At 72.6% G+C, this 13,803-nt stretch carries 9 protein-coding genes and 2 pseudogenes; 8 read left to right on the top strand and 3 right to left on the bottom strand.

Features of this window, described 5'->3' with window-relative positions:
- Positions 1-187: 187 nt before the first annotated feature.
- Positions 188-1,480 (top strand): DUF2690 domain-containing protein, encoded by a 1,293-nt coding sequence (locus tag ACFQ6S_RS41390; protein WP_383421022.1) that lies wholly within the window; start codon positions 188-190, stop codon positions 1,478-1,480.
- A gap of 376 nt (positions 1,481-1,856) precedes the next feature.
- Entirely contained in the window at positions 1,857-2,846 is a 990-nt protein-coding gene (locus ACFQ6S_RS41385) for a malate dehydrogenase (RefSeq protein WP_383421019.1), read from the top strand.
- 69 nt (positions 2,847-2,915) lie between these two features.
- On the opposite strand, the gene ACFQ6S_RS41380 is transcribed toward ACFQ6S_RS41385, so the two are convergent.
- From ACFQ6S_RS41380 to ACFQ6S_RS41370, 3 genes and pseudogenes are all read right to left on the bottom strand, one after another.
- Positions 2,916-3,125 (bottom strand): hypothetical protein, encoded by a 210-nt coding sequence (locus tag ACFQ6S_RS41380; RefSeq protein ID WP_383421016.1) that lies wholly within the window; start codon positions 3,123-3,125, stop codon positions 2,916-2,918.
- 24 nt (positions 3,126-3,149) lie between these two features.
- Positions 3,150-3,224: pseudogene (locus tag ACFQ6S_RS41375) on the bottom strand (hypothetical protein); the annotation flags it as partial.
- Positions 3,225-3,384: 160 nt separating this feature from the next.
- Positions 3,385-4,023: pseudogene (locus tag ACFQ6S_RS41370) on the bottom strand (BTAD domain-containing putative transcriptional regulator); the annotation flags it as partial.
- A gap of 544 nt (positions 4,024-4,567) precedes the next feature.
- On the opposite strand from ACFQ6S_RS41370, the gene ACFQ6S_RS41365 reads away from it, so the two are divergent.
- The 6 genes from ACFQ6S_RS41365 to ACFQ6S_RS41340 all read left to right on the top strand — a co-directional run bounded on the left by ACFQ6S_RS41365 (position 4,568) and on the right by ACFQ6S_RS41340 (position 13,689).
- Positions 4,568-5,290 carry a Crp/Fnr family transcriptional regulator gene (locus tag ACFQ6S_RS41365; protein WP_383421013.1) on the top strand — a complete coding sequence of 241 codons (723 nt, stop codon included), beginning with the start codon at positions 4,568-4,570 and terminating at the stop codon, positions 5,288-5,290.
- A 202-nt stretch (positions 5,291-5,492) separates the two neighbouring features.
- A complete protein-coding gene (locus ACFQ6S_RS41360; protein ID WP_383421010.1) occupies positions 5,493-6,329 on the top strand; it encodes a hypothetical protein in 837 nt (278 codons plus the stop codon).
- Between the two features lie 5 nt (positions 6,330-6,334).
- Positions 6,335-8,959 (top strand): hypothetical protein, encoded by a 2,625-nt coding sequence (locus tag ACFQ6S_RS41355; RefSeq protein WP_383421007.1) that lies wholly within the window; start codon positions 6,335-6,337, stop codon positions 8,957-8,959.
- A complete protein-coding gene (locus tag ACFQ6S_RS41350) occupies positions 8,952-10,652 on the top strand; it encodes a hypothetical protein (RefSeq protein ID WP_383421004.1) in 1,701 nt (566 codons plus the stop codon). Before ACFQ6S_RS41355 ends, ACFQ6S_RS41350 begins: the two co-directional genes overlap by 8 nt.
- Entirely contained in the window at positions 10,649-11,200 is a 552-nt protein-coding gene (locus tag ACFQ6S_RS41345) for a Pycsar system effector family protein (protein WP_383421001.1), read from the top strand. Before ACFQ6S_RS41350 ends, ACFQ6S_RS41345 begins: the two co-directional genes overlap by 4 nt.
- A gap of 191 nt (positions 11,201-11,391) precedes the next feature.
- The gene (locus ACFQ6S_RS41340) at positions 11,392-13,689 is read left to right on the top strand and encodes a VWA domain-containing protein (RefSeq protein ID WP_383420998.1); all 2,298 of its coding nucleotides are present in this window, start codon (positions 11,392-11,394) and stop codon (positions 13,687-13,689) included.
- Positions 13,690-13,803 lie beyond the last annotated feature (114 nt).

Here is a 13,803-nt window from a genome sequence, read left to right as displayed (position 1 = left end):
CACTCCGATGGGCGTGCAACGGTGCATGCCCACGGTCCCAATGCTCCCGTGCGCCCCCACCCCGGGAACTGAGATCCTTACTGGGCGCATCCCTGTGGGTAGCCACAACGGGGACTCGGCAGAGGGCACCACGCGCGGGGGAAACGCGAGAAACACCAGCACGATCCGGGGGGAAGAGGGGGACGCAATGCCTCGTTGGAGGGCCTTGGCGGATGAACTCGATCCGCAGGTCAGGGAGTTCGCGAGCCAGCTGCGGCGGCTCGTGGACCGCAGTGGTCTGAGCATCGCGGCGCTGGCCGACCGCACGGGATACAGCAAGACGTCCTGGGAGCGGTACCTGAACGGGCGGCTGCTCGCGCCCAAGGGCGCCATCGTCGCGCTCGCCGAGGTCACCGGCACCAATCCGGTCCACCTGACGACCATGTGGGAGCTCGCCGAACGGGCGTGGAGCCGTTCGGAGATGCGTCACGACATGACCATGGAGGCGATCCGGATCTCCCAGGCGCGCGCGGCGCTGAGCGAGTTCGGGGCGCCGTCGGCGAACGCCAAGGGGAGCGCGAAGGCGGGCAAGTCCGCGCGCCGGAGCGGGAGCGCCACGGCGGCTCCCACCCCCGGGGTGGCGGGTCCGGCCGGGGTCGCACCGACCGTACCGCCGTCGGTGCCGGCGCAGCCGACGGCGCCGGACGTGCGGGACTCCGTGGTCCGGGACGCTCCGCTGCGGGGGTCCTCAGGTGGTGACGTCCGGGATGGCGAGGCCTCCGGCGGCAACTCGTGGGGGCTCGCGGGATATCGGGGGCCGTCGCCGACGGGGGCTCGTGCGGCTGGGGCTTCCGGTGTGTCCGCGGCGTCCGGCGGGTCCGGGGCCTCCGGTGTGTCCGGCCCTTCCGGGGCGGAGTCGGGTGCGGCCTGGACACCGGGGACGCCGAGTCCGTACGGCCCGCCTCCGCAGGGTCCCCGTCCGGGGGGCGGGGCTGCCGGCGGCGGTGGCGGGAAGCGTCGGCTGACGATGTTCCTCGCGGGGGTCGTCGGCGTGCTGGTCGTGATCGCGGCGGTGTTCTTCCTCACCGACGGCGGCAACGGGAAGAAGAACGAGGACGCCTCCAAGTCGCCCTCGCCGAGCGCTTCGACCGACACCGATCTGCCGGCCGGGGTGAAGTGCAGCGGTGACTCCTGCACCGGCAAGGACGCGGAGAGCATGGGGTGCAGCGGTGACCTCGTGACGACCGCGAAGACCGCGACCGTCGGCACGGCCGTGGTCGAGGTGCGCTACAGCGAGGCGTGCGGGGCGGCGTGGGGACGGATCACCCAGGCCACCCAGGGAGACGAGGTGGCGGTGACGGTCGGCAAGGCGAAGCAGACCGGCATGATCACCGTTGCCGGGGACACGATCGCGTACACCCCGATGGTGGCGGTGAAGGACGCGGGCGAGGCGATCGCCTGTGCGACGCTCGCCGTCGGGCAGGAAGGGTGCACCCAGTAGGGGCGCCGTTCCAGAAGCTCCGCGCACCGGTCCAGGGGGCCTCGCCCCCTGGACTTCCGTGAGCGGAAAAAGAATGCCGGGGGACAGGAATGAGCGCCGGGATAGTGGGCACGCGCACCGTACCCCCACGGGAGTCCGGCATCGGTACCCCCACCCGGCGGCCGCTCGTGTCCCCCTCTCCCGGACCGGGCGGCCGCCGCTTTTGTCCGGCCGACGGCCGGTCTGTGGGACGGGCCACAGGGACCCGGACGTACGAGATCCCGGATGCGCGATAGCCTGACCGGTGGATCTCTCGACGCCAAGAGATCGATCATCTCTACGTCCCGCACCCCGGGGGCAGAGACGCCCCATCGCCAGCTGTCATACGGAGAACGCCATGACCCGCACTCCCGTGAACGTCACCGTCACCGGCGCGGCCGGCCAGATCGGTTACGCCCTCCTCTTCCGCATCGCCTCCGGCCAGTTGCTCGGCGCGGACGTGCCGGTCAAGCTGCGTCTCCTGGAGATCACCCCCGCGCTGAAGGCCGCCGAGGGCACGGCGATGGAGCTGGACGACTGCGCGTTCCCGCTGCTCCAGGGCATTGAGATCACCGACGACCCGAACGTCGCCTTCGACGGTGCCAACGTCGCGCTGCTGGTCGGCGCCCGCCCCCGCACCAAGGGCATGGAGCGCGGCGACCTGCTCTCCGCCAACGGCGGCATCTTCAAGCCGCAGGGCAAGGCCATCAACGACCACGCCGCGGACGACATCAAGGTCCTGGTCGTCGGCAACCCGGCCAACACCAACGCGCTGATCGCGCAGGCCGCCGCCCCGGACGTACCGGCCGAGCGCTTCACCGCGATGACCCGCCTCGACCACAACCGCGCGCTGACCCAGCTCGCGAAGAAGACGGGCTCCACGGTCGCCGACATCAAGCGCCTGACGATCTGGGGCAACCACTCCGCCACCCAGTACCCGGACATCTTCCACGCCACCATCGCCGGCAAGAACGCCGCCGAGGTCGTGAACGACGAGAAGTGGCTCGCCGAGGACTTCATCCCGACCGTCGCCAAGCGCGGCGCGGCGATCATCGAGGCCCGCGGCGCCTCCTCGGCGGCCTCCGCCGCCAACGCCGCCATCGACCACGTCCACACCTGGGTCAACGGCACCGCCGATGGCGACTGGGTCTCCATGGGCATCCCGTCCGACGGTTCGTACGGCGTGCCGGAGGGGCTCATCTCCTCCTTCCCCGTCACCACCAAGGACGGCCAGTACGAGATCGTCCAGGGCCTGGAGATCAACGAGTTCTCCCGCACCCGTATCGACGCCTCCGTGCAGGAGCTGGCGGAGGAGCGCGAGGCGGTTCGCTCCCTCGGCCTCATCTGAGCCACCCGCGCCAAGCGCGTCAGCCGCGGGCCCCGTTCCGGTTCCTTCCGGGACGGGGCCCGCGGGCGTCTACTCCTCCGCGGGCACGCCGGCCTCCGAGAAGATGTCCGAGGCTTGTTGCCTCATCCCGAAGATCAGCAAGGTGCGGGCCTCGCCGAGGCGGTGGCCGGTGCGGCGGTGGACGGCCAGGGCCTGATCGCCGAGTGCGACGGCCTCGGCGTCGGCCCCCGCCGACTGCGCCGTTGCCGACAGGGCGGTCAGTGCCTGGCCCTCCAGCACTCCGAACGCGTGGTCGCGGGCCAGGGCCAGTGCTTGACGGGCATGGCCGCGGGACTCGTCGTACCCGCCCAGTTGCCGATGGGACCGGGACAGGCCCAGCAGAGCGTGGGCCTCGGTGCGACGGTGTTTTGCCTCGCGGGCCAGGGCGAGGGCCTGACCGTGTGTCCGGATCGATCGGTCGACGTGCGCGAGTTGCCGGCCGGTGCAGCGACCGCAGTTCCGGTGCCGGATCCACGCCCAGGTCCTCGGCCGGCCGTTTGTGGACGCCGTCGTAGTGGAGGAGGGCCTCGGCCTGTAATCCGCACCGGTACAGGGCGGTGAGCAGCCGCTCGTCCAGCGGGTGGGCGCCGGCCAGCTCCCGCAGCCGGGGGAGGATCTCCGAGTGACGCGCCCTGCGCAACTGCACCTCGTGATACCTCAGCGAGGCGTCGACCCGCTCGCCCACCAGACCGGCACGGGCCGTGTCCGCCCACACCCCCGTGACCCCCGACAGCGGCTCGCCCCGCCACAACTCCACGGCCTCTGCGAGCAGTTCGGCGGCCCGGTCGTCGTCGGCGTCACGGGCGCGGGCGACCAGGTCACGGAAGCGGTACAGGTCCACTCGCTCGTCCGGCACCCGTAGCTCATAGCCCCCTGAGGCCCGGTTCAGCCGTACGTCCCTCGCCGCCGGGTCGCAGTCGCGGAGCGCGGCCTTCAGGCGGCCTATGCAGCCGTAGACCACGTTGCGCACCGAAGTCGGCGGATCGTCGCCCCACACCCGGTCGATGAGTGTCTCGATGGGTACGACGCGATTGGCCTCCATGAGGAGGACCGCCAGCACGCGCTGGCGAGGCCGCCCGAGGTCGACCTCCGAGCCGTCCGCCCACGCCTGTACCGGTCCCAGCAACCGGATCTCCACCGGCCCGCCCTTCCGTAACCGCCCGTGTCTTCAGTCGGTCATGGTCCAGGGCGGGCGACCTGCGCGTACAGGTTCTTTCGACATTCCCTCGCGGCCCCCTCGGAAAGCTGACCGGCGGAGGACAGCCGTGAACACAGCAGTCGGTACAGCCGTGAAGGTCCCGGACCCTTACCGCCTCACCACTCCCGTGCGCCGCACGATCCCCTCACCTCGCGCCCACCAGGTCATCACCGCCCAAACCAGAGTTTTCGCCAACTCTCCATCCGCTGACCGAATCCCGTTGTCCATACGACATTTTGTTCGAGGACCTGGTCTGACCTCACGGTCGATCGTCGGGGTGCGGATGTGGCCCAGACCACTTGTGGTGGTTGCCGGGGGTCGCGATGGGGTGGGGGCGCATGGCGACCGGGCGACCAACCTGGCATTCCGCAACTACCGGCCAGTACCCCCGGTATGGCGCAATCCACTCGGCCCTTACCTTCGCCCTGCCACCATCAACACCCATCGAAAATCCAGGCGTCCGGACTGCGGCGGGGGGCCGGCCATGGGGCTGCTCGGAACTGAGCTGGCGTTCGCGCACACGCTGACTCCCCAGGAGCGCGAGAGCGTCATGGCTCTCGGCAGTCGGAAGCGCTATCCGGCCGACACCCATCTGCTCACGGAGGGTGACCGGTCCAGTCACGTCGTGATCATACTCAGGGGGTGGGTGACCGTATCCGTGGCGACCGACCGTGGGGCCACCCGGCTGATACTCGGCCTGCGCGGCCCGGGTGAACTGCTCGGCGAGATGGCCGCGTTGGACCAGCATCCGCGCAGCGCCACCGTGCGCGCGCTGGGCCCCATAGAGGCCCAGGTCATATCCGGGGACGCCTTTCGGCGCTTCCTCGCCCTGCACCCCCGGGTCAGCGGACTGGTGATACGCCAGCTCACCTTCCGGCTGCGCAGCGCCGACCAGGAGCGTTCCGCGCTCGCCTCGCTCACCGTGCTCCGACGCCTGGCCGGCCGGCTCATCGAACTGTCGGGAGTCGACCCCGCCGGCCCCTACGCCCCGTCCGATACGGGTCCGTCGAGCGCCCCCACCGCCTCCGGACCCGTCGTCCAACTGGCCCAGGACGAACTGGCCGCCACCATAGGGGCCACCCGAGAGGCCGTCGCCAAGGCGCTGCGGCTGCTGCGCACCCAGAACATCGTGCGCACCGGCAACCGGATGGTGGAGATCCTCGACCCCGCGCTGCTCGCCCTTCTCGCGGACGGTCATCAGGAGTAAACCCACGCCCCGCCGTGTGTAAACGGCTACAGACGCCCCTCGTCCGGGGCCCGACCCTGAGAGTGCGGACCCCTCCCGAGGGGTGCCACGCACACTGTCGGCGCCACCTTCGCGGACCAGCTCCTCGGGCAGGACAGCCACCTCTTCGGCAGCACGAACCACCTCTTCGGCAAGCGAGACGGAAAACATGCAGGGGGCACGGGTGAACCACGACGACGCTCTTGAACTCACCGAAGCGCACTACGAGTTGGTGATCAGCGTCGACGCCAGACGTTCCGGCCAGTACGACGACGTCGACAAGCCGCGCATGCGCGCCCGGATCTACCGGGTGCTGGAGACGGCTTTCACCCACGCCAAGGTCGCGCGGGACGCCGTACACCTGGAGGACCGCGGCGACGGCGTGCTGGTGTCCGTCGCGGGCCGGATCGCGGCGAGCCGGCTGCTCGGCCTGTGGCTGGTCGAGGTGCACGAGAAGCTGCGGGACGTCAACCGCGATCTGGCCGTGCCCCTCGGGCTGCGCATCGGCATGCACGTCGGCCCGGTCCGGCACGACGACCGGGGCATCAGCGGACGCGCCGTCGACCTGGCCTGCCGCTTGGCCGACTCCTCCGTCGCCCGGGAGCTCCTCGACGCCGAGAAGGCCGATCTGGTGCTGGTGACCTCCCAGTCCCTGTACGAGGAGGTGGTCGGCGGGGGCGGCAAGTTCATCGAGCCCGCGCACTACGCCCCGGCCCGGCTGGAGCTCAAGGAGGGCGAGGTCACCGCCTGGTTCCATCTGCCCGGGCGGCCCGCTCCGGAGATCCCCGGGGCCGGGCCGGCGACGGCGGCTGCCGACACCCCTCTGCCCGCCGGCGACGACGAGTCCGACGGCGACGAGGACGAGTTCGAGGCGGTCGACATGTCCGGCCACCTGCCCGGCCGCGTCGGCATTCATCAAAACGTCAGGCGCGACGCCTTCCATAACGAGCACAACGTCTACCACGGCAACGTGCAGATGGGCGGGTCCACGAACCAGGTCACCGAGCAGGGGAAGGGCTGAGCCGGGTGAGCGACGACGAGCAGTCGGGCGGCGCGGCCGACGACGCCCCCGAGGAGGCCGGCGCGGGACGGTCGTCCGACGACGGCAAGAAGGGCGGGGACGGCAAGAAGGACGACAAGAGGGACGACAAGAAGGACGACAAGAACGCCCGGGAGCACCGCAAGCGCGACCGGGACGACGAGGGCAGGTCCGACGACGAGAAGTCCGCCGAGGACGAGGAGGCGGACGAGGAGAAGGAACGGGAGAGGGAGCGTGAGCGCGCCGCCGGGCGGTTCAAGGAGCGCACCCGTGATCCTCTCGCCGACGACCAGGGCGAGGACGGGCCCACCAACCTAGCCGCCGCCGCGCGCACCCGCCGGGCCACCCGGCAGCTGTTCGACGTCCATCGGGACCTGATCAGCTTCGCCCACTCCCGGCTGCAGAGCGCGCACATCGGCGACAACATCAACCTCCTGCTGGGCGCCCGCCCCGGCGCCGGCATGCGCAGCGGCCCCGTCCCCGAGGAGGAGCTGCGCAGGCTGCGCCGGGCGCATGTGGCGCCGGAGGGGTACGTACGACTGCGCAACGCGCTGCGCGCCCGGCGGCTGCTGGTGCTCGGTGCCGCGCCCGGCACGGGGCGCACGAGCACGGCGCTCTCCCTCCTCGACGAGGTCACCACCTCGGCGGCGAACGGCACGGACGCGGAGCCCGCCGCGCGCATCCGCCGGGTCGATTCGGACGGCGGGATCCGGCAGTTGGCCGAGACGCTCGACGACGAGGGCGGCCAGGCCTGGCACGGCACCGGCCATCTGCTGTCCCTGTCCCTGTCCCGGCCGGACGCCCTGCCCCCGGACGAGATGGACCTCGACGAGCTCGCCGCGGCCCTGGCCCGCCGCGATGCCTTCGCGGTGATCGTGGTCACCGTCGGATCGGCCGCGAACCCGCTCCTCTCCGGGCGGTACGGCATGCTCTGCCCGCCCGCGCCCACCGAGGAACTGCTCGCCACCCGGCTGCGCGAGCGGTTGGAGGAACGTACCTCCGAGGCACGCGAGGACGACACGTCCCTGGACGAGCTGCTGGCCCGCGCGGAGGATCTCGCGGCCGGCGACGACATCACGGACGCGGTCGGGCTGGACGATCTGCGCCCCGCCGAGGCCGAGTTGCTGGCGTCGCTGCTGGCCGGGCACGTCCTGGGGGACGTCTCCCACGACGATCTGCTGTCCGGCTGCCGCAGCATCGCCGCCGAGCAGGCCCAGGAGTGGTTCGCCGGGGTGGACCGGGCCCTGACGGCGCTTCCGGCCGAGCCGGAGCGGGCGGACCGGGGCGCGGGGCGCTCGGGGACGGCGACGCTGTTCCACCCGGTGGCGTTCCGGATCGCGCTGGCCGTGCTCGGCGGGGCCTCGCACAGCGCCGTGGCCGCCGCCGCCCACCTGCTGACCTGGGAACTGTCGGTGCAGTCCGACCCGGACAGCACACCGGCCCGCCCGCTGTTCTGCGACGACCCGGAAGCCGACGTGGCGCTGTCGCGCGCCGAACTGACCCAGGGCAAGGTCGAGGTGGACGGCCATGACGTCCCCGCGCGGCTGATCTTCTACCGGGGTTCCGCCCTGCCGTCCGCGGTGCTGACCGAGCTGTGGGACCGGCACTTCCCGGTGCGGGCGCCGGTGGTGCGCTGGCTGCGGCTGCTGGCCGACGATCCGCGCTCCCAGGTGTGGATGCGCGCCGCGGTCGCCGCCGGGGAGCTGTGCGTACGGGACTTCGACCACGGCTACACCGAGCTGGTACGGCCGCTCGCCGAGGCCACCACCAACCGCCGGCTGATCTTCGCGGCCACCACCCTGGACCAGGCGGCCGGTCACGACACGCACCGGAAGACGGTGCACAAGCTGGTCGGCGACTGGAGCAAGCGGGGCACCCCGTCGCAGCGCTGGACCGCGGCGTGGGCACTGGGCTACGGCAACGCCGCGGCCACGATGGACGACACCCTGGACGCGCTGGCCCGGATCGGGGTCCGTGACGAGGGGGAACTGGTCTCGGTCGCCTCCCACAACGTCGTACGGCTGCTGGTGCTGCCTGACGCGCCCGAGGTGCTGGCGCGGATGACCGAGTGGACCCACCACAAGCGCGAGCCGTACCAGGACCTGGGCCTCGCGGCCGCCGTCCGGCTCGCCCTGACGACGGTGGACGAACTGCTGATGGACCCCGACTCGCTGCTGGACGACAGCGGCTCCCCGTGGGGCGACCGCGGTGACTGGCCGGTGTCGCTCGCGCTCGCCGCGATCCGGCCCGAACTCGTCCGGCCGATGGCGGACTTGATGTGGACCGCGCTGAACACCGCGCGGTCGAAGGACGTGGCGATGGACGCCCTGGAGGAGCTGCTGCGCTCCGCCGAGCGCAAGGACGGCACCGAGTGGACCCGGCCGGGACTGGCCGCCCTGCTGCCCGCGCTGACGACCGAGGAGCACGACCAGCGGCGGCTGGACTGGCTGCTGCGCCGAATGATGAACGACCCGGAGAAGCCGCTGTCCGAACCGAAGGCGCGCGACCTGTGGTGGCTTGCCGTCGAGCCGGAGGAGAGGCCGCGCCGGCACGCGCCGCGCCCGGAAAGGCCGCGTCGGGACAGGACGCGCGAGGAGGAGAGGTATGGCTGAGAACGAGGACGAGGCGGCCGGCGCGGACGAGGCGGCGAGCACCGAATCGACGGCGCCCACGGGGCCGTTCCTGAGGGACTTCAACACACTGACGGACGGGTTTCCGCGGGTCAGTCCCCGGTCGGCGCTGGTGCAGTTCTACCGGAACGGCGGTTACACGGTGAAGCGGGCCTCCGGGGTCCGGCACGTCGACAAGCCGGTGCTGGCCCGGCCGCACAGCATCTGCGAGATCGCGCTCGGCACCTATGTGACACCGCTTCAGATGGAACTGCCGGCCGCCGGCGCCACCACCTTCTTCAAGGCCGAGGTGGACATCGAGTGGTCGGTGACCGATCCGCATCTGGCCGCCCTCGAGGTCGTCACCGACGTCGCCAACCGGCTCACCTCGCCGATCCTGGAACGGCTGCGCGAGGTCACCACCACCTACCGGGTGACCGAGGCCGAGCAGGCGAACCGTGCCATCACCCGCGAGTGCGCGGGCGGCCGCTGGGCCGACCTGGGCTCCGAACTCGGGCTGCGGGTACGGCTGTACGTACGGCTGCGGGTGGACGACCGGACCATCGAGCACGCGGACGAGGAGCGGGACGCGCACGCCCAGGCCAAGGTGATCCGGCTGCGGCAGGAGTCGTACCGGCGCATGCTGATGGGCGGGGAGCTGGAGCAGCTCAGCTTCATGCTGGCGGCCGACCCCGAGGGGGCCAAGGACTTCCTGGAGCAGATCCGCCAGGAGGGCAGGCAGGACGAGAAGGAGCGGGTCGCCCGGCTCTTCACCATGGCCACCCGCGGTGAACTCGCCACCGTCGACGTGGAGACACAGGTCCTGAACCTCCTCAACCAGGGCACCGGGCGCCCCATGGTGGGCCCCATCGGCACGGTGCCCGCCCGCCGGACCCGGGAACTGGAGGCGTCCGCCGACCGCCCGTTCAACCCCGACTGGGCATCGGACGAGCCGCCCAGACGCCCACCGCACCGGGCACAGCCGTCCCGCGGCGAGGGCGACGGGCGTGGCGCCGACGGGCGGGTGAGCGACCGGCGGGGTTCCGGCCGCCGTACGTCCGACCGGGACCGGCCGTACCCGGGCGACGACGCCGACCACGACGAGCCGGGCACCCGCGGTCGCCGTCGGACGGACGCCTACGACCCGCGTGACGACGCCGAGTTCGACGAACCGCGCGGTGCCCGGCAGCGGACGTACCGCCCGGAGCCGTACTCCCCGGGACCGGCCCCGGAAACGGACTACGACGACGATCCGCGTTTTCGCGACGCCCGCCGCGCGTACCGGCCCGAGCCGTACCCCGCAGGGCCGGCCCCGGACGAGGACGACGATCCGCGCTTTCGCGACCGGCGTCAGGCCCACCGGCCCGAGCCGTACCACCCGGACGAAGGCGCCGACTACGACGACCGCCGCCCGGGAGCGCGGCGTCGGCCGGGGCGGCCGGAGCTGGACCCCGCGGGCCCGGACCGCGACCGCGACGACGAGCCGCGTTCCGCCGGGCGCCCCCGGACCTACCGGCCGGAGCTGGACCCCGCGGGCCCGGACCGCGACCGCGACGACGAGCCGCGCTCCGCCGGGCGCCCCCGGACCTACCGGCCGGAGCCGTACTACCCGGACGGCGGCCCCGACCGGGAGTCGCCGCGTCGGCGCAGGCGGGCCGAGGACGACGGATGGTCCTGGGCGGAGGAGGACCGATGAGCGCCGACGGCGGGGCACGGACCTCCCCCGACCCGGTCGTGCCTGTGCCGGACGGGGGTCGGCACTGCACTGACCGGGCGGGGGAGCGCATCGCGGAGCGGCTGCTGACCACGGTCCGGGAGGACCTGGGCCGGGCCGACTCCAAGGCGGCGGTGCTGCTCTCGGGGACGCTCGCGCTGCCCGCGTTCCTCGCCGGGTGGCGCGGCACCCCCGCCTGGGACGGGCCGGCCGACGTGATGCTGGTGCTCTCCGGGGTGCTCTGGGCCGTCGCGGTCGCCGCGCTGGTCGGGGCGCTGATGCCGCGCACCGGCACGGTCCGCGGCGCGGACGCGGTGACGTACTTCGGCGATCTGGTGGCGTCCCGCGACCTCGCGGGGCTGTCCGCCCGGGTCGGCGAGGCCGGGCGCGACCCGGCCAGGTGGCTCCTCGTTCAGGCCGTGGACGTCAGCTCGATCCTGTCCGCCAAGTACCGGGCGATCCGCTGGGGGGTGGGCTCGCTCGCCCCCTCGGCGGCGCTGGCCGTCGTCTGGGGGCTGACCGCGGGCTGATCCGGGACGGCGCACGCGACACCGGTGTACCACCGCGCGTACGCCAACGCTCCACCGCACATGACACCGGCACGCACCAGGCACGACTCCTGACGCGTCACCACATACGCGTCACCGGCACATCAGCAGCCTCAAGCACGACCTCAGCACGAACCTCAAGCACCGACTTCACGAAGACCAAGGGGACGGCCGTGGGAAGAGTCACGGGAAGACGACAGACAGGAAGGACCCGGGTCCGCCGCGCCGCCGCCTCGGTGCTGGCCGGCACCGCGGTGGTCGTGTCCCTGCTGGCACCGGCCGGTCAGGATCCGGTGCCCGCGGCGGACGCCACCTCGGCGTTTCCGGCGGTCAACTACGCGGTGGCCGTGGACGAGTCGGCCAGCCTCGCGTCCGAGGACATGGCCGCCGAGAAGGCCGCGGCCAAGCGGATCGCGCTGGGCGACGTGTCCTCGTCCTCGCAGGTCACGGTGTTCGGCTTCGCCGCGGCGGAGAAGCCCGGCCAGCGCGTGGTGGACCCGGTGTGCCCGCGCACCACGCTGGACGCGGCGGGCCGCGAGGATGTCGGCGGCTGCGTCGACAAGCTGCGCAAGCGCAAGGAGAGCGAGGGCACCGGCACCGACCTCCCGACCGCCATCCGGCAGGGCGTGGACGACCTGACCGACGGCACCGACGCCTCGGTGCCCCGGGTGCTGTTCCTGCTGACCGACGGAAAGATGGACGTCGAGGACAGCTTCAAGTACGGCGACCCCGCGCACCGCAAGGCCGAGGGCGAAGGGCAGTTGAAGGAGGCGCTGGAGGAGGCCGCCGCGCAGAACGTGCAGATCTGGCCGCTGGGCTTCGGATCCGACCCGGACAAGAGGCAGCTCGACCAGATCGCCGCCGGCGGCTACCAGAAGGGCTGTGTGGAACTGCCCTCCGCCTCCCCGAAGGCCCACAAGGTCGACGGGGCGAAGGACGTCGGCACCACGCTGGAGCGGATCTTCGCCGCCGCCCACTGCCTGCGCCACGAGGAGGGCCCCAGCAAGCGGCCGCCGGCCACCCTGGAGATCGGCATCTCCCCGCTGGCGACCGTCGGCAGCATCGTCGTCGACAAGGGCGACCCCGAGGTGAAGATCACCTACATCGACCCGGCCGGCGACAAGGTCCCCACCACCTCCGGGACGTTCAAGAAGTCCCGCTTCGAACTCGCGGGCGGCACCGGCACGGTGGAGGCGCTGAAGATCGTCGACCCGCTGCCCGGCACCTGGAAGGTGAAGGCCGAGGCCCCGGAGGGCCACCGCTCGCTGCCCGTCGCGGTCAGTGTGCTGTGGCAGGGCGAGCTGCGCGGCGCCATCACCATGGACCCGCCCTCGCCGCAGGCCGGCGAGAAGGTCACGGTGACCATGCGGCTGCAGACCCGCGAGGGCTACGAGATCAAGGACCCGCGCGACTACGAGGGACTGCGCGTGCGCAGCGAGCTCACCGGTGACGGCTTCTCCGCGCTGGCGCTCGACCTCGCCGACGACGGCAAGGGGCCTGACCCCGACGCGAGCGACGGCTCCTTCACCGGCACGGTGACCATCCCTCAGGACGCCGCCGGGGCACTGACGGTGAGCGCCACGCTCACCGCCTCGGGGCTGAGCGCCGACACGCGCAGCGAGACCGGCGAGGTCGCCCCCGGCGAACTGCCCGTCAAGGCGTCGCTCGAACTGCCCGACGGCGAGACCCACCCCGGCGGCACGGCCACCGGCACCCTGGACGTCAGCAACACCACCGACGCCCCGCACACCCTGCGGCTGTCCGTCGCCGACGTGAAGGACGGGCTGCTGTCCGTCGAGCCGAAGGAGATCACCCTCAAGCCCGGTGAGCGGGGCACCCGTGAGGTCACGGTCCGGATCTCCCCGGCGAGCGCCTTCGGCGACCGGCTCGGCGACGGGCTGGACCTCTCCGGCACCTTCACCGTCGTCGACACCACCGACGACGGCCACACGCTCGAACGCGCCCCGGTCTCGGTGCACGTCACACCGAGGCCCGGGATCTGGGACGCGTACTGGTGGGCGTTCGTGGCCGGCGCAGTCGCCGTCGCGCTGGCCGCCGCGGCCGTCGTCGCCTGGCTGCGGCTGCGCCGGCGCCGGCGGGACCCGTTCGGGCTGGTGCTGCAGCTGGTCGCCGAGGACGGCACCGTCGTCAACGAGCACCGGGCCGGACACGGCAACAACAAGCAGTGGTACGAGTTCGCCGTCGCCGAGGCCCATCGCAGCCCGCGGATCGAGCGGCGCTCGCACGGCCCCTACGCCGTCCGGCGCAGGCGTGAGGGCGGCGCGGTGGTCCGCAAGGGCGGCAGCCGCCTCACCCTGCCCGTACACGGCCAGGTCCAGCTGACCGACACGCTGAGCCTCGCCCTCGGCGGGGCCCCCGGCCAGGGGCCCCGTCCGTCGGAAGGCGTCTTCGCCGGTGGCAGCGATCCGAGGCCCCCCGGCCAGGGCAGCGCCTACGACGAGTTCCTGTGACACGGAGCGGGGCCGCACACGTCACCCGCGGCCCCGCCCCACCCACCGCACCGCCGCGCGGCCGTCCCGCCGCGCGGCAGCACGGACGTACCCAGCACAGACCTGCGGCCCCGT

The sequence above is a fragment of the Streptomyces sp. NPDC056479 genome (assembly GCF_042795335.1).
Classification (GTDB): Bacteria; Actinomycetota; Actinomycetes; order Streptomycetales; family Streptomycetaceae; genus Streptomyces.
The sequence above is the reverse complement of the archived record's forward strand: the minus strand, read 5'-3'. Positions and strand labels throughout refer to the sequence as shown.

What these genes read in the sequence shown, in the direction of transcription:
- ACFQ6S_RS41390 (WP_383421022.1), top strand. Translation starts at nt 188, where the DNA reads ATGCCTCGTTGGAGGGCCTTGGCGGATGAACTCGATCCGCAGGTCAGG.
- ACFQ6S_RS41345 (WP_383421001.1), top strand. Translation starts at nt 10,649, where the DNA reads ATGAGCGCCGACGGCGGGGCACGGACCTCCCCCGACCCGGTCGTGCCT.
- ACFQ6S_RS41385 (WP_383421019.1), top strand. Translation starts at nt 1,857, where the DNA reads ATGACCCGCACTCCCGTGAACGTCACCGTCACCGGCGCGGCCGGCCAG.
- ACFQ6S_RS41350 (WP_383421004.1), top strand. Translation starts at nt 8,952, where the DNA reads ATGGCTGAGAACGAGGACGAGGCGGCCGGCGCGGACGAGGCGGCGAGC.
- ACFQ6S_RS41365 (WP_383421013.1), top strand. Translation starts at nt 4,568, where the DNA reads ATGGGGCTGCTCGGAACTGAGCTGGCGTTCGCGCACACGCTGACTCCC.